25 protein-coding genes are annotated in these 24,078 nt (G+C 30.7%); 5 read left to right on the top strand and 20 right to left on the bottom strand.

Annotation, left to right across the window (positions count from 1 at the left end; all coding sequences use genetic code 11):
* Nucleotides 1–27 precede the first annotated feature (27 nt).
* Genes AC27L2_RS10475 through AC27L2_RS10465 form a run of 3 tightly spaced genes read right to left on the bottom strand, consistent with a single transcriptional unit; the run spans nt 28 to nt 2,407 of the window.
* Entirely contained in the window at nt 28–792 is a 765-nt protein-coding gene (locus tag AC27L2_RS10475) for a response regulator (protein WP_487211718.1), read from the bottom strand.
* Nucleotides 792–1,505, bottom strand: a complete 714-nt coding sequence (locus tag AC27L2_RS10470) for a sensor histidine kinase (RefSeq protein ID WP_487211717.1) — start codon at nt 1,503–1,505, stop codon at nt 792–794. Before AC27L2_RS10470 ends, AC27L2_RS10475 begins: the two co-directional genes overlap by 1 nt.
* 5 nt (nt 1,506–1,510) lie before the next feature.
* Nucleotides 1,511–2,407 (bottom strand): DUF1684 domain-containing protein, encoded by an 897-nt coding sequence (locus AC27L2_RS10465; RefSeq protein WP_487211716.1) that lies wholly within the window; start codon nt 2,405–2,407, stop codon nt 1,511–1,513.
* A 133-nt stretch (nt 2,408–2,540) separates the two neighbouring features.
* Between AC27L2_RS10465 and AC27L2_RS10460 the strand changes: the two genes are divergently transcribed.
* From AC27L2_RS10460 to AC27L2_RS10450, 3 genes are read left to right on the top strand one after another with little or no spacing between them, the layout of a single operon-like run.
* Nucleotides 2,541–3,416, top strand: a complete 876-nt coding sequence (locus AC27L2_RS10460) for an SPFH domain-containing protein (RefSeq protein WP_487211715.1) — start codon at nt 2,541–2,543, stop codon at nt 3,414–3,416.
* Between the two features lie 15 nt (nt 3,417–3,431).
* Nucleotides 3,432–3,932 (top strand): hypothetical protein, encoded by a 501-nt coding sequence (locus AC27L2_RS10455; RefSeq protein ID WP_487211714.1) that lies wholly within the window; start codon nt 3,432–3,434, stop codon nt 3,930–3,932.
* A 1-nt stretch (nt 3,933) separates the two neighbouring features.
* Nucleotides 3,934–4,128, top strand: a complete 195-nt coding sequence (locus tag AC27L2_RS10450) for a type II toxin-antitoxin system antitoxin (RefSeq protein WP_487211713.1) — start codon at nt 3,934–3,936, stop codon at nt 4,126–4,128.
* Between the two features lie 60 nt (nt 4,129–4,188).
* On the opposite strand, the gene AC27L2_RS10445 is transcribed toward AC27L2_RS10450, so the two are convergent.
* The 17 genes from AC27L2_RS10445 to AC27L2_RS10365 all read right to left on the bottom strand — a co-directional run bounded on the left by AC27L2_RS10445 (nt 4,189) and on the right by AC27L2_RS10365 (nt 18,658).
* The gene (locus AC27L2_RS10445; RefSeq protein ID WP_487211712.1) at nt 4,189–4,728 is read right to left on the bottom strand and encodes an outer membrane beta-barrel protein; all 540 of its coding nucleotides are present in this window, start codon (nt 4,726–4,728) and stop codon (nt 4,189–4,191) included.
* Between the two features lie 7 nt (nt 4,729–4,735).
* Nucleotides 4,736–5,890: an ABC transporter permease gene (locus AC27L2_RS10440; RefSeq protein WP_487211711.1), complete on the bottom strand. Its 1,155-nt coding sequence runs from the start codon at nt 5,888–5,890 to the stop codon at nt 4,736–4,738.
* Nucleotides 5,890–7,074, bottom strand: a complete 1,185-nt coding sequence (locus AC27L2_RS10435; RefSeq protein ID WP_487211710.1) for an ABC transporter permease — start codon at nt 7,072–7,074, stop codon at nt 5,890–5,892. Before AC27L2_RS10435 ends, AC27L2_RS10440 begins: the two co-directional genes overlap by 1 nt.
* The gene (locus AC27L2_RS10430; protein ID WP_487211709.1) at nt 7,071–8,048 is read right to left on the bottom strand and encodes an HlyD family secretion protein; all 978 of its coding nucleotides are present in this window, start codon (nt 8,046–8,048) and stop codon (nt 7,071–7,073) included. Before AC27L2_RS10430 ends, AC27L2_RS10435 begins: the two co-directional genes overlap by 4 nt.
* A 9-nt stretch (nt 8,049–8,057) precedes the next feature.
* Nucleotides 8,058–9,509 (bottom strand): TolC family protein, encoded by a 1,452-nt coding sequence (locus AC27L2_RS10425; RefSeq protein WP_487211708.1) that lies wholly within the window; start codon nt 9,507–9,509, stop codon nt 8,058–8,060.
* A 47-nt stretch (nt 9,510–9,556) separates the two neighbouring features.
* The gene (locus tag AC27L2_RS10420) at nt 9,557–10,144 is read right to left on the bottom strand and encodes a TetR/AcrR family transcriptional regulator (protein ID WP_487211707.1); all 588 of its coding nucleotides are present in this window, start codon (nt 10,142–10,144) and stop codon (nt 9,557–9,559) included.
* Between the two features lie 68 nt (nt 10,145–10,212).
* Nucleotides 10,213–11,103 carry a hypothetical protein gene (locus AC27L2_RS10415; RefSeq protein WP_487211706.1) on the bottom strand — a complete coding sequence of 297 codons (891 nt, stop codon included), beginning with the start codon at nt 11,101–11,103 and terminating at the stop codon, nt 10,213–10,215.
* A 76-nt stretch (nt 11,104–11,179) separates the two neighbouring features.
* Nucleotides 11,180–11,776 (bottom strand): DUF502 domain-containing protein, encoded by a 597-nt coding sequence (locus AC27L2_RS10410; protein ID WP_487211705.1) that lies wholly within the window; start codon nt 11,774–11,776, stop codon nt 11,180–11,182.
* 14 nt (nt 11,777–11,790) lie between these two features.
* Complete coding sequence (locus tag AC27L2_RS10405) at nt 11,791–12,624, bottom strand: MOSC domain-containing protein (protein WP_487211704.1); 834 nt, start codon at nt 12,622–12,624, stop codon at nt 11,791–11,793.
* Between the two features lie 3 nt (nt 12,625–12,627).
* Nucleotides 12,628–13,998: a TIGR00341 family protein gene (locus AC27L2_RS10400; protein WP_487211703.1), complete on the bottom strand. Its 1,371-nt coding sequence runs from the start codon at nt 13,996–13,998 to the stop codon at nt 12,628–12,630.
* A gap of 17 nt (nt 13,999–14,015) precedes the next feature.
* Nucleotides 14,016–14,801 (bottom strand): Mut7-C RNAse domain-containing protein, encoded by a 786-nt coding sequence (locus AC27L2_RS10395; RefSeq protein WP_487211702.1) that lies wholly within the window; start codon nt 14,799–14,801, stop codon nt 14,016–14,018.
* Nucleotides 14,798–15,556 (bottom strand): enoyl-CoA hydratase/isomerase family protein, encoded by a 759-nt coding sequence (locus AC27L2_RS10390; protein WP_487211701.1) that lies wholly within the window; start codon nt 15,554–15,556, stop codon nt 14,798–14,800. Before AC27L2_RS10390 ends, AC27L2_RS10395 begins: the two co-directional genes overlap by 4 nt.
* The gene (locus AC27L2_RS10385) at nt 15,532–16,218 is read right to left on the bottom strand and encodes an HAD family hydrolase (RefSeq protein WP_487211700.1); all 687 of its coding nucleotides are present in this window, start codon (nt 16,216–16,218) and stop codon (nt 15,532–15,534) included. Before AC27L2_RS10385 ends, AC27L2_RS10390 begins: the two co-directional genes overlap by 25 nt.
* A 25-nt stretch (nt 16,219–16,243) precedes the next feature.
* Entirely contained in the window at nt 16,244–16,654 is a 411-nt protein-coding gene (locus AC27L2_RS10380; protein WP_487211699.1) for a DUF1761 domain-containing protein, read from the bottom strand.
* 112 nt (nt 16,655–16,766) lie between these two features.
* Entirely contained in the window at nt 16,767–17,738 is a 972-nt protein-coding gene (locus tag AC27L2_RS10375; protein ID WP_487211698.1) for an isoaspartyl peptidase/L-asparaginase family protein, read from the bottom strand.
* Nucleotides 17,739–17,996: 258 nt separating this feature from the next.
* Nucleotides 17,997–18,242, bottom strand: coding sequence for a septation protein SpoVG family protein (locus AC27L2_RS10370; RefSeq protein ID WP_487211697.1), 246 nt, complete (start codon nt 18,240–18,242; stop codon nt 17,997–17,999).
* A 128-nt stretch (nt 18,243–18,370) separates the two neighbouring features.
* A complete protein-coding gene (locus AC27L2_RS10365; protein WP_487211696.1) occupies nt 18,371–18,658 on the bottom strand; it encodes a hypothetical protein in 288 nt (95 codons plus the stop codon).
* A 227-nt stretch (nt 18,659–18,885) separates the two neighbouring features.
* Here AC27L2_RS10365 and AC27L2_RS10360 point away from each other — a divergent pair, with 227 nt between their 5' ends.
* Together AC27L2_RS10360 and AC27L2_RS10355 are read left to right on the top strand one after the other, a co-directional pair.
* Nucleotides 18,886–20,064, top strand: coding sequence for a C1 family peptidase (locus AC27L2_RS10360; protein WP_487211695.1), 1,179 nt, complete (start codon nt 18,886–18,888; stop codon nt 20,062–20,064).
* A gap of 290 nt (nt 20,065–20,354) precedes the next feature.
* A partial coding sequence (locus AC27L2_RS10355) for an SdrD B-like domain-containing protein (protein WP_487211694.1) occupies nt 20,355–24,078 on the top strand: 3,724 nt, incomplete at its 3' end.

Raw genomic sequence — 24,078 nt, 5'->3', positions numbered from 1 at the left:
AGCGATAAAATAATGAGATAAGTGATTTTAAGAGAGCAGAGATTTAATTTTTTGTGAATATCTTTGACTTACCTGCATGGGCTCATTCAAATATTTTAGAAAAATATTAAGTCTGTTGCTGCTTATCTTTTCAACTTTTACAACATAATCAAGATTAATTATTGTCTGTCTGTGTATTCTTAAAAATTTATTTTGCGGCAATTTTTCCTGCCAGTATAACATTGATTTTCTTACGAGAAATTTTTTGTTGCCTAAAAGAATTATCTGCGTATAATCTTTGATGCTTTTAATAGCAATAATATTGTTAATAGCATAAAATCCGGGGTTCTTTTTATCATTCATGAAAATGTAATCATTATAACTAAGTTTCTTTTTTTCATCATCTTCTTTTTGAAAAATTTTAGTATTTGTTGTTCCTATTCTTTCTCTTTTCTTTAATTGAGCATTAATAGATTTGATAAGTTCTTCATAAGTAAATGGCTTTGTAATGTAATCATCAGCACCAAGCTCCATTCCTTTTCTAATTTCATCTCTTTGAGATTTTGCCGTTAGAAAAATGAAAACAGGAAATTTAATATTATCTATTTTTTTTATTTCATTTAGAATTTTATAACCACTTAAATCAGACAACATTATATCACACAAAATTATGTCGGGCTTTTCATGTTGAAAAAGTCTTAATGCATTGTTCCCATTGTAAGCAACAACGGGTTTATAACCTCTTTCTTTTAACATCAAATAAATATTATCTGCAAGGTCGTGGTTATCTTCTATGATAAGTACTTTTTTCATTACAGTTCTAATGGAATTAATACATTTACTTCAGTTCCTTTATTAAGTGAACTGGTAATTTTAATTTTTCCTTTATGCAATTTTACCAGTTTGTGAACTATTGCAAGACCAAGCCCCAAGCCAGGAATATTTTGAACATTCTTAGCTCGGTAAAATGGCTTAAATAAGTTTTTGATTTCTTTTTCATCAATTCCAATGCCCTCATCTCTTACAGAAAAATTTAAATAGCTGCCCGATTTCTTAACACTTAATAAAATTTGCCCACCTTCAGGTGAAAATTTAATAGAATTCAGGAATAAATTCACTAAGATTTGTTTTAAAATAAATTCATCACCACAGAACTCTTTTAATGAATCATCAATGTGAACATTAATAAGATGATCTTCCCTTGCTTCAATAATTATTTCTTCAATTAAATCATTTACAAATTTTCTTAAGTCAATTTTTTTGATGGTTGGTTTAAGAGTTTCGTTTTTGTAGAGCTCAGTAATGTTATCAATTACATTTCTTAAATAAAGAATCGAATTTTTAATTTTATTTAATACCTGCAGCTGTCTTGTAGTATTTTTTTTCTTTATGTATAACTCTAATAAATCAACAGAGCTTAAAATGGTTGATAAAGGTGTTCGAAGCTGATGAGATGTTATGCTTAAAAATTCTTTATTAGACTTAGTTAATGTCTTTTCTTTTTTATTTTTTTTGTTTGTCGACATTGCAATTAATGGTTACCGTATTTTTTTTCTCCTGCTGTAATCCTTAATTTCAGATAATTTTGTTTTGGCGGCAATGGACATGTTGCATATTTTGTAAATGCACATGGAGGATTATATGCTTTATTAAAATCAATGAAAATTTTACCCGATGAGTCGGGTTTATTGACATAAAGGAATCTTCCTGCGCCGTATGTTTCTTTTCCACTTGTTTCATCTGCAAAAATTAAAAAGTAAGAATTGCCTTCATCTAAAACATCTATTCTGAATTCTTTGCCATCTTTATAAAATATTAATGCCCCGGGAGAATTTTCTTCTTCTATCATTCCAAGAACATTTGGAACAAGTATTTTTTTAGGTGGATTGTAAGGCTCAAACTTTGCTTCGATTTTCCAATCTTCATTAACAGGAAATGTTTCTATGCCTTTGAAGTTTTTCACAAGCTCACTTTCTAAATCGCGCAGACGAATTCCAAATTTATTCCCTCTTTTTATTATAAACCATCTTAAAGAATTATATTCAAGAATAGTTGGTTTTCCCTGCATATCATTTTTAAGTTCAATGGATTTTATTTTTTTCCCGTTGCTTGTTACATCAATTCCATCGTTGACTTCAAGTTTAACAGTGGAATCTTTTAGAAAAAATTTTCCAATAAATGCAGGTGCATTTTTAGGGAAAATGATGTCGTTACTTTTATCACTTCCAAATTTGTTTTCGCCTTCTTTCAGCCAATAAAGTCCAACCAGATTTAGCCAGCCATTCTCTTTCTTTAGATTTTCAATTCTTCTTTTATGCCATGCTTTAATCTCGGCAATATAATCTTGACTTCCTTTCTCTTTAAGATTTTCTTCACATGAGAAAAAAATAAAAATAATAAATGAGCAAGGAATAATGAATTTTATCATTTTTTAATTACCTTATTAAATACATCGAAAAAATAATGAATTATATTTTAATCATCATCAAATAAAAAATCCTCTTGACAAATTGATATTAAAGTGATATCATTGTGATAGCTTAATTAAGGAGGTTCATAAAATGGAAGCAATACATGAAAAAAAAGCTCATAAGATTAATGGCTTTTTAATGCTCTTAATTATTTTAGCTTTACTAATTCTGGATTACAAAATTTTTGTTTATAGTATTAAACCTGTATCTGGTGCTTTAATTTTTATTTCAATTTTATTATTTGTTTTTATCATCATATCTTTCAATGGATTTATTGCCGTTCAACCAAATGATTCTCGTGTTATTATTCTTTTTGGTAAATATCTTGGAACTGTAAGAGAAACAGGTTTTTGGTGGGTTAATCCATTAGTGGTAAAGAAAAGTGTTTCATTGCGCATTCATAATTTTAACAGTGAAAAAATAAAAGTAAATGATTTGCATGGAAATCCAATTGAAATTGCAGCTGTTATAGTATGGCGAGTAATTGATACAGCTCGTGCAGTATTTGATGTTCAAAATTACGAGCAGTTTGTTGCTATACAGAGTGAAACTGCTATAAGAACTCTTGCCACAAAATATGCATACGATGCTTCTGAAGAAGAAAGTTTTTCTTTGAGAGGCAATCCACAGGAAATTGCAGAAGAACTGAAAAAGGAAGTTCAATCACGACTTGATATAGCTGGTGTTGAAGTTATTGAATCAAGAATAAGTTACTTGGCTTATGCACCAGAAATTGCTCAAGCAATGTTAAGAAGACAACAAGCTCAAGCTGTTGTAGCAGCCCGCCAAAAAATTGTGGAAGGTGCAGTTGGAATGGTTGATATGGCATTAAAAGCTTTAAGTCAACAAAATATTGTGCAACTCGATGAAGATAAAAAAGCTACAATGGTTAATAATCTAATGGTTGCTCTTGTCTCCGAAGTTCAAGCTCAACCAGTAATTAATACTGGAACACTTTATCAATAAAATTAAATTTCTATCATGGACAAGAAAATTTCGGATTACATAGGAAAAGAATTAATTTTTACAAAAAAGCATCTAATTGGGATGACTTATGAATTAACTTTTGAAAATGAAATACTATGTCAAATGAAAATTCAAAATGCATTTACAAAAAAAGCTATTGTCAGTGGTCTTTCAAAAGAAGATGTGGAATTTTATAAAACATCTATATGGTCAATAGAAACATGCATAAGGTATATCAATTATGAACTTCCGTTTGCAACTTATAAAAGTACAATTCTATCATTAAGCGGAACAATATTTTTGCCGATGGGTGAACAATTGTATGTTAAGTATAATTTATTTGGAGTTAATTATGAAGTTCGGGATCAATACAATCAAACATTAATTAAATTGAAGAATAATATTTTTTATCCTCGAGCAAAAATTGAAATTATAAAGAAATCTGAAACTGTTGATAAACATCCTTGGATAGTAGCATTGTTGTTTTATGTTATGTTAAAAAGAAGAAGTAGATAATATGGCAGAAAAGAAAAAATTTCTTTTAAGGATAGACGAAAATATTTACAATGCACTTGAAAAGTGGGCTGCTGATGATTTAAGAAGCATTAATGCACAAATTGAGTATCTTCTGAAAGAAATTTTACGAAAGAGTGGAAGACTTCCGGATTCAAAAAATGATACGCAGCAGATTGATGAAAAAAGCAATGGTTGAAAACAACAGCAGCGGAGCAATTCTCCGCTGCTGAGGAGGGGTTGTGTGAATAAGCTGAAGCTAAAATATATTAGGATTGACCCGAATCCCAATGCTTGAACTCCAGCCTACAATAGTTAAACCATCATTATATAATCCAGCATCAACGTTCAAATAAATATTTTGCAATAAATTATAATCGAGACCAATACCAAATCTGCCATTAAAAATATTTTTTGATTCTTCTATTCCTGAATTGGAATAATTTATTTTTCTATAAGTGTATACTAAACCAGCTGAAAAATAAGGCTTAATTAAATTCGTTTTGAAAGGGCTGAAATAAACAGAAATATGTGAACGGTAATCTGTTTCTTCTCCAAATTTATTTTCTAAATCATCTTTAAAATATTCTTCGGTTAAGGCAATTGTAATTTCTTTATTGAGTGAGTAACCCAAGATAACACCATATCCAAATGGAGTTTTAACTTCTGTAAGTTTATTATCACTACCGATGTTATCAAAACGACTTGTTACAAGACCAACGGATAATTTATTTTGTGCAAGCAGTAATTCAGAAAAGAATAAAATTATCAAGCATGAAAATAATAGTTTGTTTTTCATATCCACCTCATTTTTGTTTTAACAAATAATTAATTCTAAAATATGCTGCTGAGAAGTATAATATTGATAAAAGCATTAAATGGATTAATTCCAAGATTACATGATGACAAGAAGCTCCCATTTGTGTAATTCTAATTGCAGCCCGTGAGTAAGGAGTAAATGGAATTAACCATGAAATTATTTTGATAATCATTGGCATTGAATCTAAAGGAAAGCTGTAGCCTGAAATTAGAAATATTGGGTATGAAGATAATGTCAGATATTGAATTGCAATTATTTTTCTTTCAAAAAAGGAAGAAATGAAAATGCTTAGGAATATAACCGAGGTAATCATTAATAAAGTGCTCAGCAAAAGTGCAATTGCACCGCCATAAATGTTTATCTTAAATACTGAGAAAACAATACTGAAGAAAAAAAGAGCATATGAAGAATAAATCATTCCATAAAAAAATCCTTTCCCAATTATTAATGAAAAAATTGATTTATTGGATAAAGAATACAAATCCATAAGTGAACTATTTTCTCTTTCTTTTGCAATGCTTTCAGATAAACCTATTAGAAGTGTTTGATGCAGGATGAGAAGTAAAACTCCTGGTATTAAAAAATCACCATAACTTTCTGTGAAATTAAATAATGGACTAATTACAGTTTTTAATGGTTCGATTAGATTTTTTGATTGTTCAACACTATAACCATTTGTTAAGAAATATTGTAATCGTATCTCATAATTTAATTCGCCAATTACTTCGTTGACAGCTTTGTTGATATCATTAGATACTAAAAATTTTGTTGTATTGATTAATAATTTTATGTAACCACCTTTTCCTTTTTTTAATTCAGCTTCGAAGTTTGAAGGTATAAATAAAATAGCTTGTGCTCTACTATTGAGCAAATCTGCTTTTGCTTCTGAAAAATCATGTGAAGTTTTATAAACAGAGAGCAATTGGTGAGCATCAATAAGACGATTTATTTTTTTTGATAGAGTCGAGTTATCATTATCTACAATTATAATTGACACATCATTTTCTGTTTTATTCATGTAGATTGAACTGTAAAAAAATGCATAGAAAATTGGAGCAATTAATAATATTGATATCAAATTTTTGTCGTGTATTATAAATCTAATTTCTCTCAGAAAAATTTCTTTGATTGATTTAATCATTACTTAATACTCTGATAATTGTTTTGATGTTTTCTTAAACTGAATTTTAACGAAAGGTAAGTGATTAATAAACCAATTAATGCAAATAAGTTTAGAATTAAGATTTCATTTTTTATTGAAATTATCTGTGCATTCATCATAGCTATTTTTAGAAATCCATTAAGGAAATGTGTAAAAGGCATTAATTGTGCAATAAAAGAATGAATGAAAGGCATTGCCCATAAAGGATAAGTAAACCCGCTGAATATAAAAGCAGGTGTATTGTAAAATACAATTATTTCTGTTGCAAACTGCTGGTCATGAACTAAACTTGAAACTGCAAAAGCTATTGTTAAGCTGCTAAAAATAAAAACTGCAAGCAGAAAAATTAAATTTATTATAGAACCATTTATGTTAATCTTGAATAGTGGAAATATGATACCGATGATTAATAGAGCATTAGAAAAGTGAATGAAAAAATGAGGAATAAATTTTCCCAGTATAATTAAACTAATTTTGTTATTCGATAACTCAAGCAGTTCATGGAAAGTGTTGTGCGAAAACTCTGATGAAAATATTAGAACAGAAACAATCATTATTATGAGTTGAAAAGTAAAACCAATTAATCCTGGGACGAGATAAGTTTTATAACCAAAATTGGGATTAAACAAAGTATTTGTTTCAATACGAATAGGATTTATAATGTTTAGTGATTTTTCGTAAGTATTTCCTTTCGATTGAATTTTCTTTAATAATATTCCAGCTGATAAAGTTTTGATTATAGTAGAACCGTCTTTTAATATTAAGTTACCTGAAATCAAATTGGAAGTGTTTTTGTAAACCACTACGGTTCCGGATTTTCCTTTCTTAACATCTTTTTCTAAATGATAAGGAAAATAAAAAGCTCCTTGTATCTTGCCTGTAAAAAAATCTTCCTTAATTTCATTAATTGAATTTTCGTATTTAACAATTCTCATAGATGGTGATGCTTCAATCATTTCAATAATCTTTTGTGTTAGCTGTGAATTATCCTCGTCATAAATTGCAACTGGTAATTCAGTTACAAGTTCTTTTTGATAGATAACAGCATAAAGTGAAAACATGAATGCAGGTATAAAGATGGATAAAAGATAAAGAGTTTTTCTTTCAGCAATTCTTTTAAGTTCGCGCTTTATTATTTTTTTCAGTGAATTATTCATATTCATAAAGAAATATTTACTGTCATTCCCGGGCGTAATTCTTTGATTGGATTAATGCTTCTTAAATGTATTTCAAAAGTTTTTAAATCGAATTCCCCTTTTTGATTTGTAGGTTTCCATGTTGCAAAATCAGCCATCGGTGAGATGTAAGTAATCTTGAATTCATATTCTTTATTGCCGAGAGAAGGAATTTTTCCCTTAACAATCTTGTTGAGTTTGATATTTTTCATTGTATCTTCGCGTAGTTGAATTACAACATATGAATCATCTTTTTTTAGGAGAGTAAAAATTGGATAACCGCTGTTAATAATTTCACCCTCGTCGCTAATTATTTTATAAACTTCTCCGCTTACAGGGGCTTTTATTTTTAATTCATCATAGTAAGCCAAAGCTTCTTTATAGGCATTTTCAGCTTGATGAAAAAGTGATTCAGCAGCATCAATTTCTTCCTGACGAGCACCATTTAGAGCCATGTCATATTTTGCTTTTGCGGCTTCCATCTGGTTTAATGCTGCTTTGTATTTAAAATCTATTTCGTCCATTTCTTGAGAAGAAATAACACCATCTTGATAAAGCTTCTTAAAACGTTCCCAAGTTTTTAATGCATATTCATATTGTGATTTTGCTTGAAGGTATAATTTTTCTGCAGCTTCCTTTTCTTCTTTTCGAACTCCCTTTTTAATCAATATCATTTTTGATTTAGCAGCTTCCATTGCTCCTTTTGCCTGTTCTAATTTTGCATCAAGTTCTTTGCTTTCAAGCTTGGCAAGTATATCTCCTTTTCTAACAATATCACCTTCTTTGACAAGTATTGTATCTATTCTTCCTGGAATTTTAGAAGAAACGTCTATCTCGGTTGTTTCTACGATTCCAGTAATTATTATTTCTTTCTTGCTTAACGAGTTAATAATTAAAAATGTGATTGATATGATTAAAATTATTACAGGTATGCTGATTATTATTTTGTTTTTAATTCTCATGTTTCACTCCTAATTTGACCAGATATGTAAGATTTCCTGTGGATTTCCTGCAGCAAGTAATAAGTTTACCATTGAATTATAATATTGATATAAAGAAAGAAGACGGTCTATTTTAACTCGTTCAAGTGACAATCGAGCATCAATAACTTCTAAAGAAGTACTCATTCCTGTTTCAAATCTTTTTTCGTTCATTCTTAGATTTTCTTCTGCCAGTTTTAAAGTAGAGTTTAATTTTTCATATTGAGTTTTATAGTTTATCATCTCGAGATATGATTTTGTAACCCAGAGCTCAATTTTTTTCCTAATGTCATTTTCAGCAAAGGCAACTTCTTCCTCGAGATATTTTGCATTTTGTAATTTCAAATAATCTTTAAATCCATTAAATAAATTGTATTTCATTTGAATACCGATTACCCAGCGCGGCTCTAAACTGGAAAGGTATTCAGGATAAACTTCATATTTTCCAAAAGCTGCAACGGTTGGAAGAAATGAAGAACGAACTGCATTGAAATTTTGTTTTGCTAATTCTTTTTTGTCTTCTGTAATTTTTAATATTGGTTGATTGTTCATCGCTTTATTAAGCATTGAAGAAAGAGAATCGGAAAAGACCTTATAACATAATGTATCAAGAAAGTCATCAGCAGAAATGGAAGATATATTGGTAATGTTCTTAAAGGATTCAATTGCCAAGCTTAAATTATTTTCGTCGTTTAATAAATTTTTCTCTGCTTCGGAAACAGCAACTTCTGCTCTTAGAAGATGATAATTAGCAATTATACCTTCCTGAAATAATCTATTAGCATTTGTTCTATGCTGAATCATTCCTTCAAGAACTTCTTTTCTTGTTTTAACAATTTCTTTGAGAAGAAGAACTTTTAAGTAGGAATCTACAGTTTGGTATATAACTTCATTTTTAACTTTTTCTAATTCGTTGTTTGCTGAATTTTTTTCTGATAACGAAGCATTTCTTGCGGCTAATAATTTCCCACCTGCAAAAATTGGTTGAGTAACAAGGAAAGCACCGCTCTTATAGTTTTGCTTTTTGAATGTTTGATAAAATGGCGGAATTAAATTATTCAGGTATGCAGATGTTTGCTGCTTTATAATTTCTTTTTGATTTTGATTCATCGGTGGATTGCCAGATAGAATTCCGCTAATATTAGTTAATTCAACTTGGTTTGATGATTGAAGAGAAATTATTAATTCTCTTATTGGATTTAAATCGATACCCATTTCCTCATTTAAATGAGAGTAGCTGAAGTCAAAATTGATAGCTGGAAGGAAATTTCCATAAGATGCAAGATAATCGTATTCTTTTTGTTTTAGTTTTGCTTCATATTGTTTGATTGTTTGATTATTGTTAAGTGCTAAGTTGATTGCATCAGACAAACTTAACGAAAGATTTTGTGCGTAGCAGCTGAAAGAAAAAAATGTAAGTATGATAATAATCTTTCTTCTCATAAATTTTCCTGTATTATGAATCACGATTCATTTATAGAATAAAAAAATTATTTTTTAATGCCGTGTTTGATTATGAACTTAACATTTTGACGAATTTTATTTAAGGGATAACTTTGTGGGTCGGCAGCCCAATGCTGTAATAGATTTTTAATTGCACCAAAAACAAAATATCTTAGAATTTTGATATCAATTGAATTGCTGAATACTCCTTCTTTAATTCCTTCTTTTATAATTGATTCTCCTAAATCAAGAAATTTTTCATATTTGTCTGTAAAGCGTTGACTGGCATGCTGCATTATGTGATTTTGCTCATTTACGAAAACTATTGCAAGTGCTGGATTTTCAATATAAATATCAAAAATTAAGTCTATCATTGCATCTAACTTATCAGCTGCGGTGAGTGTTTTGTTTGCAATGAGTTCTTTTAATTCTACAAATAACTTATTCCACACATTGTCAAAAATTCTCAGAAGAATATCTTCTTTGTCCTCAAAGTATAAGTAGACACTTCCAGTAGCAACGCCTGCTAATTCTGCTATTTTAGAAATCTTTGCTTTATGATAGCCAGCCTGCGCAAAAACTTTAATGGCGGCTTCCATAATATCTTTTTCTTTATTTCCTTCTTTGACTCTCATATAACATTAATGAATCACCGTTCAAAAATAAAAATGATTTATTATTTATGCAAGTTGTATGATAAAAATTAATCTACAATGGTTTTTAATTTTCCACTGTAGTTTTTGTTGTGTTTATATAATACCCATGATATGTAAACATTCTGATAAAGAACATAGAAGACAGGTCCTAATACTGTAATGGGTTCTAAAAATGTTAATGCTATCCAGATTGTAAATGCATTGTTCTTTTGTCCAAGTGATTGACTTGCTTCTGCGCTAAATTCTTTCCCACCAATTAACCAGCCTAATGAGAAAAATATTATACACAACGATGCAGAAATTAATGCTATATAAATTACAACCTGAATATTCCCAATCAATTCGTTCTTGATGTAGTTTGTTGCATCTGATGTAGCAATATAAACATTTATAATCAGAAGGTAATACGACATGTCTTTCCATTCAACTAATTTTTTCCAGATTACAGGAGAGATTAATTTTGTTAATCTTGCTATGAAAAATGGTATGGAAAGCGTGATTATGACAGGAACGAAAATATTTCCCGCAGTTATGTGTGCATTGTTTTTCATTAACAATGGAATTAAAAAAGGAATGAGCAATGTTATAACAACATTATTCAGCAATAAAGAAAAGAACACAAACTCAACTTTTCCTTTTCTTAAACTGATAATCACAGGAGCCGCAATAGCTGTTGGAGCGATTGCTGTAATGAATGCTGTTCGAGCAAGTGATTCATTAAAAAGTTTTGTCAACTCAAAATAAATTATAGAAACAAAGATTGTTGTAAATAGAATTATGAAGTGTTTTTTTGTAATGATTTCTTTGTTTACTCTTATATCTAAAAAAGAAAAGAAGAGCAGAACCATCAAAAAGTATCGAATTAAAAATCTGTAACTATGGCCATAAGGAAACAGGATGCCAAGAGTAATCGATAATAACAACAATATGTTTTTCATAAAAAATGAGAAATTGTTGATGCAAACTAAGTTGATTAAAAATTTATTTCCATTATGATTGGAAAAAAGATTTGAGTTAATTCAATTTAGATAAAAATTCTTTTGAGCCAGCACCAAGACTTAAAACAACTTTCATAACCTGTTCGACTGGATAATCAAGCTTAATAATATATTCTTTTTTGATGTTATAGATATATCCTCCCGTTGGAGCAGGAACCGAAGGAATAAAAACTGTAACATAGCCGTTTGGACTTTCGTCTGTGACAAAGCCCAATATCATTGTATCATTTGAAAAGGGTTTTACCAGTGCAGCATATTTGAAAATTAATTTCTCGCTTCCAAAAAGCTGAACTATTGTTTCCTTTATGATTTTATAAAGAGGAATTCTTTTTAATAATCTCTCTTCAATTAGCTGTATTATAATTTTTCCAATTCTTGTTTGAACTATTAATCCAACAACAAAGAATACAATCAGAATTACAAGAATAGCAAATATCGAAGCAACTACTTCGTTTAATTTTGTTGTTTGAATTAACAAGATTGTAATTGGTCTTATTTTATCAGTCAAAAATTCATAAAGCCAGATAAGAACAAGAATTGATACAATAATCGGCAGAACAACAACAAATCCACCTAAAAAAGTTGTGCGAAGAAATGATTTAAGTTTCAGCATGGTATTTTAATTATTTATTTCCACTCTAAGATTTCAAGTTCAGAGTTAATTTGAATTTCGCCTGTTCCTTTGTGGACAAGATTTTGACCGAACAAAACTTTATTGTTGATTGTTCGATAAGTCGCTAATGTTTTTAACGGCTCATCAGATTTTTCTGCTGTATCTTGATTAATAGTTGTAATTACACATCTTGCGCATGGTTTTACTGGATAAAAAATTATCTCTCCAATCTTAAAGCTTTTCCAGCGGTCTTCATCATATGGATTTCCTCCTGTGAAAACAAAATTTGGTCTAAACCTATTCATTGGCAAATTTTCTTTAAGTCTTTTATTTAAATCGTTGAGTGATTCATGTCCAATAATTAAAAAAGGATAAGCATCAGCAAAGCTGACAAGATATTCTTCGTTTACATACTTTTTATCTGGGTCAACAATTCTTTTTGCGTCTTGTGGCATAATCACAAGCGAACATTTTATACCTAGAGCATCAGAAAAAAATTCATCTGCTTCTTTTGAGACTTTTGCAGCAATGCATTCGTCATCCCAGATTTTTACATTTATTTTTTCTAATGAGTCAATCAATTTTTGATTTTTAATGAATTCCAATTCAATAAAAATTGTGCTTTTATTATTGGTGTTATTAACAGCTAATTTATCATCAACAATATTAGTTTTCAGCAAAGCCATTTTAGGATAAGTTCTTTGAGTCATAAATTTTCCAGTGTTGTCAACAAGCATCATTCTTCTGTCGAGATGTAATCCTCTTTCTTCAACAATCGATTTTTCCAGTTTAATACCGCCTAAAGATTTTATTGGATAAATATAAATTTCTGATAAAACATAACTCATAAGTTATTCAACAATTAATTTAATGTTGTTGGATTTAGTTCTTGCTTTAAGCCATTCATTTAAGACTTTTCTTTGTGTTGAAGATATTTTACCTGAAAATTTAGCATAAGAAATAGTCACAGTATCAATTTTATTTTCGTGTATATTAACGATTTCTGTGCTGGTAACTGTAAATTCTTTTAATTTATTGAACAATGTTTTAGCTTCAGCTGAAAGTTCTTCTACAGGAAATTTATTTTGTGAAAGCTGTGCTATTTTATTTTCCAGAAGTTGAATTTGCTGGTCTTTGTTTTTTATTATCTCTTCATTTTTTTTGTATAGTTCTTCAATTACAGAGGCTTTTAATGCATTTATATCAATATTTTTTTTCTCTGAGAGACCCTGCTTAATAATTAATTGTGTGTTATGCAATTTATAATTGGGAAGTTTTCTTTTGGCAATTTCTATTAATTCTGGTTTTACAATTTCTCCAATAAGAAATACCTCAATTTTAACTCGGCTAGAATCGTAATTTATTTTTTTGCTTATAACCTGTGAGTTTGGGAATGCTAATTCATTGTTGATAAAAAGATTAGCGTTTTTTTCTATCAATGCTCTGTTGACAATATTATAAGCCATTATTATGCTTGGAACAACAGTGATAATAACAACCGCAATTATAGAACGCTTCACTTTTAATTCAGTTTGATGGTCGAGGAATTCTTTTTTGTGAAATTTCATGAATCGAACAATAAGATAAGTTGCAAGTGTAATAAAGACACTATTTATAAAAAACAAGTAAGAAGCACCAAGAAAGTAGGAAAGATTCCCATTTGCAATTCCATAACCAGCAGTGCATAGCGGTGGCATTAGAGCTGTAGCAATTGCTACACCCGGAATTACATTGCTGATGCTTTTTCTTGTTGCTGCTACAATTCCAGCTAATCCGCCAAACAATGCAATAAATACATCCCAAATAGAAGGTGTAGTTCTTGCAAGCAATTCGGATTGAGCATCACCCAAAGGTGTTATTAAAAAATATATTGTGGATGTTAAAATGCTTATTAAAACAGCAATGCCTAAGTTTTTGTATGATTTCTTAATAAGTTCAAAATCATTAATCCCAATGCCTAACCCAATTCCCATAATTGGTCCCATTAATGGAGAAATTAGCATTGCTCCTATTATTACTGCAGTCGAGTTGACATTTAATCCTATTGATGCAATAAAGATAGCAAAAATTAAAACCCACAAATTCATTCCCTTAAACTCAACTCCTTTTTTAATGCTTTCTATTATTTCTTCTTCTGAAGATTTATCTTCATCAAGATTAAATCGGTCGTGAATAATTTCTTTTAATAAAACAAGCAACCGAAGTTTTTTATTTACTTTCATATTTTATCCAGTTTTAATTATTTAGAGGAATTCATTAAATCTTTCTTTGATTGTTTTAAGATATTAATAAAATTATTCATAAATGTTTTCATGCTGTTGTAATGAGTTCCCTTCCAGTATAAATTTTTACATTCCTTGCATATAAAAAATTTATTTTGTGATGCTTTTACTTTTTCTGGTAATAATTCAAAGTTGGGAATTTTTTTTCTGGGTATTCTAATTAGTTTTCCGCCGCATTCTAAACATAAGGTTAATGGCTTAATCAATGAAAGCAAGTCGAATCTTTTAATTACTTCTTCTAGTTGTTTTTGTGGGTCATCTTCTCGAACAAAGTAACCGCGTAATACTTCTTTTCTTTTTAGAATCCCTAAATCTCTTGTTAATATTGTCCTTTTCTGATTTAAAGAAATTTCAATAATTTGTTCATCATTCAAATTGTTTTCATAATACACATCAAAGCCAAACATTCTTAGGTTTCTTGCAAGTTTTCCAAGATGAACATCACAAATGAATTTTGGTTTACGCAGTGGTTTGGGTCTTAGTTTCTGGATATTGCTTATATCAATTGATTCAAATTCCGGATATACAGAAATTTTATCTTGATCTTTTACGAGATAATTAAAATCAACTGACTCTCCGTTCACAAGAATTAAATCGACTTCTGTGTGGGGAACACCAAGAGATTCAATCATATCTTTGACAGATGGTTGTCCCCAAAAGTGATGTATAATTTGTTTCTTTCTTTTTTCTGTTGGCAAAAAATCATTAAGCTCTTCATAAAATCTTAAGTAAGCAGTTTTCATAACTTTCCTTTGAAGGCTCTGATATAATTTTTTGAGAATTCAGAGACTACAAGTCTGCCACTAATTTCTGCTCTTTCTTCAAGCAGTTCTTCCCAGTCTTCTGTTCCTTTCCAGAAAATTTTTTTCATTTGTTCAATAGCTTCGGGGTTGTAGCTTGCAAGTTTTTTTGCAAGAGAAGAAACTGCTTCGTCGAGTTCGTGATTGTTTGCAAAAACTTTTGTGTATAATCCATTTTGTTTTGCCCAGAATGCATCGTGCCATTCGGCATCAATTGACATTGTAATAAAAGCAGTCTTTCCAATTTTTCTTTCTATTGGAGGACCGACTACAAATGGACCGATTCCCAAAAGGATTTCGCTTAATCTTACTGAAGCTTCGTTCGAAGCAAGTGTATAATCTGCAGAAGCTGCAATACCAACACCTCCGCCAACAGCTTTTCCATGAACTCTTGCAATAATAAACTTTGGACATTTTCTCATAGCATTAAATAATCGAGCAAAGCCCATAAAAAATTCTTTTCCACTTTTGAAATCTTTGATTGCAAGCAGTTCATCAAACGATGCACCCGCACAAAAAGTTTTGTTCCCCTCGCTTCTCAGAATTATTACATTTGCACTTTTCTCATTCGCGAGTTTATTAATTGCATCGGTGAGCTCCTTTAACATTGCCATGGGAAGAATATTACTTTTAGGATGATAAAAATTAACTGTAGCAATTCCATTAATTATGTTTACTGTAACTTTTCCTTTTTCCATAACTTTCCTCCTTCACTTTTTCCATTTACAATATTAACGACATCAATAATTTTATTTGCAATAAAATCTGGATTAGAATTTTTGAGTTCTTTAAAATTTCTATATCCATAAGTTACAGCACATGTGATTGCATTTGCACTTTTGCCGCACATTACATCTAATTCTGAATCACCAACAATCATTGTTTTCTTTGTTTCAATATTCAATTCATTGCAAATGTAAATCAATGGCTCGGGCGAGGGTTTATGTGCAATGCCTGTTCTTCTTCCCATTACATAATCAAATTTATCATAAATGTTAAAGTGTTTGAGGATTAATTCTGCCTGTTCTTGTGATTTTGTTGTAAGGAGTGAAGTTTTAATTCCAAGAGAATGGATTTTATCTAAAGCAATTTCAACATCATCATATAAATATGAAGAATCGATGTAATCAAAGTAGATTGATTTATAAATTTCTATGAACTCATTAAAATCTGGGACATTCATATCAAACTCGTTAAAGATATCTTCGAAGTGTAAACCAATGCGGTTATAAAATTTTTCTTCTGTTAATTTGTTTTGAATGTTTAATTTATTCAATGTATGAACAGTAGCTTTATAAATTGTTTCGTGTGAACTAACAAGAGTTCCATCAAGGTCAAACACTATTAATTCGATGTTCATTTTATTTTTATGTTTAATTTGTGAATTAATGCCAAGCACCAAGAATAATTCCGAAAATTAAGAGCACAATGAAATGAAAACCGCCGTCAATTAAAAACTGTGTAAATTTTTTTCCTTCGTTAATAAAAGTTACTGTGATAGAAGTAGCAACAAAACCGAGCCATGCCATAAAAGCAACACGAATTCCTTCCTGTGGTGTAGAAGCTCCAAGATAACTCATCAATCTTGCAAGTATGTAAGCCATAACAATTTGAGCAAAGAAACATGTAATACAAATTTTTGTTTTGTTAATTGTATCTTCATCATCAGATTTTTCAGAAGATGCAATCCAGATTTTTCCTAAGAGCATTGGACTGTAGTAAATAAAATCGAGTGCCATTGCAATTAGACCACACACAAATACTGCCCCAAAATTTATTGGGTAAACAGGCTCCATCTTTCCCTCCGTGTTTTTATTTTCATGTTTTAATTATTTATGTCAAAGAAAAAAATCAAACAACATTGAAGGGTTCGCAATAATATCAAAAAGAATTTTGCAGATGTAAAATTTATTCTTCTTTATAAATTTTTATGTTGATTTTTCCATCATTTAATAAATAACCTCTAAACATTCCATCAGTATTGAATGATATAGCAATATTACCATTTTTATCAATTGCAATTAGTCCGCCTGTTCCTCCGAGATTTGAAAGTTTTTTCATTATAACTTCATCAGCAGCCTCTTGAACTGATAAGTTTTTGTATTCCATTAAAGAAGAAATTTCTTTTGCAATGCCAAGACGAATGAAATATTCGCCGTGTCCAGTGCAGGAAACAGCACAGGTATTATTATTAGCATAAGTTCCAGCACCAATAATTGGGGAATCTCCAACTCTTCCAAATTTTTTCATCATCATCCCACCCGTAGAAGTTCCTGCAGCAAGATTTCCATATTTATCTAATGCAACAGCACCGACTGTTCCATGTTTTTCAGTTTCCTTTTTTTCGGATTCTTGTTTCATTTTTAAATATTGATTCCATCTTTCATTTGTAATGAAGTAAGTTGAATCGACAAATTCTATATTGAAAAGTTTTCCAAACTCTTCAGCTCCATTTCCAATCATCATAACATGAGGAGATTTTTCCATAATTAATCTTGCAAGGTTAATTGGATTTTTAATGTGATGAACTCCAGCCACAGCTCCAGCCATCAAATTTTTTCCATCCATAATTGAAGCATCAAGTTCTGCAATTCCATTTTCTGTTAACACAGCACCTTTACCTGCATTAAATAATGGAGAATCTTCAAGAATATTAATTGCTTTTGTAATAGCATCGAGAGATGAACCTCCGTTTTCTAAAATTTTGTAACCAGCTTCAATTGCTTCTGATAATTTTGAAATGTATTCCTTTTCTTTATCGGGTGGCAAATTTTTTATAACACCTGCACCACCGTGAACTACAATGCCAAATTTATTTGTCTGTGCAGCTGTTGAAATGGAAAGCAAAATAAATATTAAAGTGCGAATCAGAACTCTCATTTTGATTTCCTAAATTAAATTATCTGCAAGTGAAATTATGTTTAGATTGAATTAAAATCAATCAATAAATTAAAAACATATCGTCGTGCAAAATAGATTTAATGAGGAAAGCAATAAGAATTTGTGAAATAAAATTGTATCCGTGTAAATCCAAAGCATCAGGGTTCTTCAAAATTTTCTATGCAGATTTACACGGATTTAATTTTTTTGATTTGTTTTGTTAACAGAATTTGTATTTACTCGATTGAAAAATCTTACTTACTTTGAATTATACTCATCGATTGCCATCTTTTCTAATTTCTTTTTCATTTCTTTTGGAAGAGTTACTGTCTCGTAGTATTTACCGTCTTTACCTTTTTCATCTGGAGAAGAAATGAATAATCCTTTTTCCCCTTTTACAACTCTAAATCCTTTGATTTTAATGCCATCGTCTGTTTCGATGTCAAAGAAGGCTGCGGTTTTTCCTGTTCCATTCTGGATTTTGTTCATGCGTGTAATTTTCATTGTTAACCCCCTTTGTTTGTGATTAGATTAGTTAATTTTTACACCCTCAATTGAGGAGAAATATTTTTATTAATAAAGTTCATAAAAATTTCTTTTGTTGTTATCTGCCATTGCGGGCAATTTTTTAATTATTCTTTTTTAGAACAACTTTTTACAACATCTACAATTAGAATTAGAATTGCAAGTGAACCCAATATAGCTGGAATAATGTATACTTCTTTGTATGCAAGTCCTTCGAACCATTTGCCAAAGACAGGGGTTCCAAGCCATGCGCCAATCCATGCAATAATTACTTTGGATAAATAAGAAGTGAAACCTGGAATGATGTAATATTTAAAACCAAAATGTAATACTGCTGCTACAATTGCAGCGATAATCAACAATATCAAAAAGCTTACAAAGTCCATTCCGAACATTTTTTGTCACCTCCTTTTATTGCATGCATTAAAATTATTGCCCGCAATAAGCAGATAACTTTTGAATGGCTTAATTCCTATTCCCCCGTAGATAAATTATTATTCAATGTTAATCATAAAAAATCAAAAATTTATTGTCAATACAGAGATAATTAAAAAAATTATTTTCTATGATAATGAAGAGAATTATTTTAACATTATCAAAAAACTTATGATGGAGAATTATAATGAAAAGGTTAACTGAATTTCAGAAGATAATAGTCATTATCATTTTAATCCCATTTGTATTTTATGCGCAGGGGAAGAAAAAGAATGATAAAAAAGAACCGTATGAATTTACAATGATATATCAAGTGAAAACCACTCCTGTAAAAAATCAAGCAAAAACAGGAACATGCTGGTCTTTTGCAACAACTTCTTTCATTGAAACTGAGTTAATTAGAATGGGAAAAGGAGAACATATTTTATCTCCGATGTGGAATGTTAGATTTACATATCCAGAGAAAGCACAAAATTATATTCGCTACAATGGATTGACAAATTTTGGAATGGGAGGACAAGCACATGATGTAATGAATGTAATTAGAAAATATGGATTTGTACCCGAAGAAGTTTATAAAGGTATGAACATAAATGAAGAAGAACATAATCATGGCGAGATGGATGCGGTTCTAAAAGCAATTGTTGATGCAGTTTCAAAAAAGAAAGGTGGAAAAATTACTCCAGTTTGGCAGAAAGTTATTGAATCAACTTTGGATATTTATTTGGGAGTTCCACCAAAAGAGTTTAATTATAAAGGCAAAACTTATACACCCAGAAGTTTTGCAGATTCACTTGGATTTAATCCAGATGATTATATTGAATTGACTTCTTTTACGCATCATCGCTTTTACACAAAATTTGATTTAGAAATTCCAGATAACTGGAGTAAAGATTTATACTATAATGTTCCAATTGATGATTTAATGAGAATTATGGATTATGCATTGGAACATGGTTATTCGGTTGCTTGGGATGGAGATGTAAGCGAAAAAACATTTGACAAGAAAAAATGTATTGCAACAATTCCTGCTGATTCATCTGATGAATCAGATGAAGAAAAAAGTGAAAGCAACGATGACAAAGATCTAAAACCCGTTAGAGAAAAAACAATCACACAGCAGATGCGTCAGGAAACTTTTGATAATCAAACAACAACAGATGACCATTTAATGCATATTGTTGGTTTGGCAAAAGACCAAAACGGCACTAAATTTTATTACACAAAAAATTCATGGGGCACAAAAAACAAAAAGTATAATGGTTACTGGTATATGTCTGAATCTTATGCAAGATTAAAGGTAATTGCAATTATGGTTCATAAAGATGCTATTCCGCAGGATATTAAAACTAAACTTGGATTATAAATTTTCATAAGGAGACCTGTTTAACAGCAGGTCTCTGATTTCTTGTTATCTCTTTTGACACTCAAATCGGGATTTCATTTCTGTTCTAAATTGTCACAATTCAATCTGACATTAATTTTTTATACTTATTAAACTGCATCATAATTTGAAAGTCCTCTCATTTTGAAACAACCAGTTAATTTTTTTTATACCATTTCTTTTGTTTTTAAGCGAAAATCAAGCTTTTTATTCTGGCACTTCTATTGAACTTAAGAGGCAGGTATTAAAATCAATATTTTAAGGAGGAAAAAGTGATTAATCAGCCGAGACCATTATTAAGAGTTTTGATTTTATTGTCTCTTATGTTTGGGTTAATCTCATATTCTTTTGCTCAAAGCAAAGGGATAAAACAGGCGAGTAATTATACCAGCATTGCTCAAGTTACAGGAACTGCTGAGGGGGTGTCAGTTTCTTACATAAATCCCTACACGAATCAAAGCGCAAGTAATTATGCCGGAACTTTTAAAGGAACTTTGAATTCTCAACCCGTAAAGTTTTATTGTATTGATTTACAGCACAGTCTGGTTTATAATCAAGATTACTGGGATGAAGATTTTACTCCTTCAGAGATTACTTATATTCTCAATAATTATTATCCTTATAAGAATAATTATTCAGGACAATTATCTGATATTAACAAAGAAGCTGCTGCAATTCAAATGGCAATCTGGCATTTTAGTGATGGAGTTAATCCAAATACAATTACAAATAATAACACAGTTAAATCAAGAGCACTTGCCATAATTGCAGATGCAAATGCAAATCATAATAATCAGGCACCATTACAAACTTTATTGATAATTCCATCAAGTCAATCGTTGATTCAGAATACACCTGCTGCTTTCGATATTTATGCTTATGATGCAAATGGAAATCCAGTTGAAGGAGTTAGTCTTCAAATATCAACCAATCTTGGAACATTAAGCACGACTTCAGGAGTTACTGATATTAATGGTCACTTTGGACCATTTACTCTTTCCTACAATGGAACAGGAACTGCCACAGTAAAAGTGAAAGCAGAAGTAGAAATTCCACAAGGAACAAAGTATGTCCACAAAACAAAACCAGGTGAAAAACAAAAACTTGTTCTTGCAACTCCTTCTTTTGATACTAAAGAAGAAATTGCAACGGTTGAATGGTATGCACCTTCTAATTGTGATTTAAGAGGATATGTAACTTATACTCAGGGAGGCTGGGGAAGTCCTTCTAACAGTACACCAGGCAAAATTAGAGATTTGTATTTTAATTCAGTTTTCCCAAGCGGAATGACAGTAGGCGGAAACTATAAAATTACTTTTACATCAGCTGCTGCAATTAAAAATTATTTGCCTGATGGAGGAACTCCTGCAGTACTGACTCAAAACTATACCAATCCAACTACGAGCATTAGTGTTTTAGCAGGACAAATTACTGCACTCAAGCTGAATGTATATTACAGTGCTGCGGGATATTTGGGAACAAATCCAACACCACTTGGTGATTTGGTAATTGTTAGCGGTCCTTTTACAGGTTATTCAGTAAGTCAGTTTTTAAATTTTGCAGAACAGGTTCTTGGCGGCGGTAGCTTAAATGGTTTTACTCTTTCTGAAATAAATGATGCAGCTACAGCAATTAATGAAAATTTTGATAATGGAAAAGTTGATAAGGGATTTTTGACTTGTAAACAACCAGCATCGATAGGTGATAAAGTTTGGGAAGATTTAAATAAAAATGGAATTCAGGATTCCGGCGAACCTGGAATTGCAAATGTTCTGGTTAAATTATTTGATTGCAGTGGAAATTTAATTTCTACAACCACAACAAATGCACAGGGAAATTATCTGTTTTCAAATCTTCAACCTGGTGATTATTATGTTCAATTTGTTCCGCCCGCAGGTTATATCTTTACAACCCAAGATGCAGGAAGTAATGACACAAAAGATTCAGATGCAAATATCAATACAGGCAAAACAGTTTGCACAACTTTAATTTCAGGAGAAAATGATTTAACATGGGATGCAGGACTTTATAAAGAAACTGTTTGCACAAATAAGATTGGTGATTTTGTATGGCATGATAAAAATGTTAATGGAATTCAAGATTCTAATGAACCTGGAATTCCTAATGTTGTTGTTGAACTCTGGCAGAATAATCAATTAATTGCAAAAGACACGACAAATTCAAACGGTAAATATGAATTTAACAATTTATTAAACGGAACTTATGAAGTAAAATTAGCTCCATCTAATTTTGCAAGCGGCGGAGTTTTGGAAAGCACATCCCAAACAAAATGGTATTCTACAAAAAAAGATCAGGGCAGTGACGATAATAAAGACAGCGATGCAAATATTAATGAATCTGTAACAGTAACTCTTAATTGTGCAGATAATTTAACAATTGATTTTGGTTTCTATAAAACTTGTGTAAGCGTAACAAAAACTGCAGATAAACAAACTGCTAAACCCGGCGATGTAATTACTTATACTTTTACTGTAGAAAATTGCGGCGATATTACATTAAGCGGCGGAGTTGATTTTTATGATGCATTATTGAATCCAAACGGCGACCACAAAATCAAAAATATTTCACCAGTATTGCCGGGAGAAACTAAATCATTTACAAAAACATATACTGTTACACAGAATGATTGCGGCGAATTAATAAACACAGTAAAAGCTGTTGGTCATCCTATTGATGGTTCTGCAAATGTAGAAGATGAAGCAACAGCAACAGTAAATATTGATTGTGAATTATCATGCGTAACTGATTGGACAGCTACAATTGGTCCAGATTCTGCAATATGCGAATATGACCCAAAACCAATTACAATTAATGGAAGTGTTCATTTAACTCCAAATCCAAGCAAAGCATATTTGCAATTATCATGGAGAATTGTATATCCAAACGATGGAAGTGTTGATAATTCAACTCATTATCAAACAATATTAATAACTAAGGATACAACATTTTCAATAACAGCACAATGGCCAGGCATTCGGCCAGATGACCAGATTGTAGAAATTCATTATGGTGTAAATGTATTGGATTGCAATGGAAATCCAATTAAAAATGGAATTGGCAGAGATTTATACTGGTATCCATGGGTATGTCCACCACCACAAGAAGAACCGGCTGATGTAAGAATTGAAAAGTCTGTCGACAATCCAAATCCTAATTGTGATGAAAATGTTACATTCACTATAAAAGTAACAAATGACGGTCCTAATGTAGCAAAAGGAATTCAAGTATCAGATTTAATCCCCCAAGGTTTGATATTATTATCCAGTTCCACTTCACAGGGGGTATATGATTCAAATACGGGAATTTGGATTGTTGGTGATCTGAATTCCCAAGATTTTGCAACATTAACTATTACTGCAAAAGTAAGCTGCGACCAATTGAATAATTCAATATTCGATTTAGGTCCAGCAAAAGATTATAACTTGTTTGTAATTTATGATGTAAGTCAGCCATCATCGGATACTCAAGGTAAAGTTGCTGTTGGTCGCGATGCTTACTTTGCTAATTATAGTATTGGCGACCAATTACCCCCAAATAGTGGTGATGTTTTAATTGTTGGAAGAGACTTAACCTTTATAAGCGGTGCTGTTAATGGAAATGTTGTCTATGGAAATACAACAAATCTGCCTCAATCTTCTGTAAGCATTAACGGAACTTTGAGACAAGACAACCCGATTAATTTTGCTGCAGCAAAAATTTATCTTGAAAATCTTTCTGTAACATTATCGGGTTACTCTGTAAACGGAACAGTTAATTTCCAATACGGAGGACTGACTTTAACAGGTACAGACCCATTCTTAAATGTATTCAAAATAAATGGTGCTGATTTATCTTCTGCAAATAATGTAACAATTAATGCACCTAATGGCTCTGTAGTTCTTGTTAATATTGATGGAACAAATGTAAGCTGGACAGGCGGATTAACAGTAAATGGTACAAGCATTACTAATGTTCTCTACAATTTCTATGAAGCAA

Source organism: Rosettibacter sp. KY25 (assembly GCF_057554405.1).
Note: the sequence above shows the minus strand (reverse complement) of the source record. Positions and strands in the feature narration are given on the sequence as shown.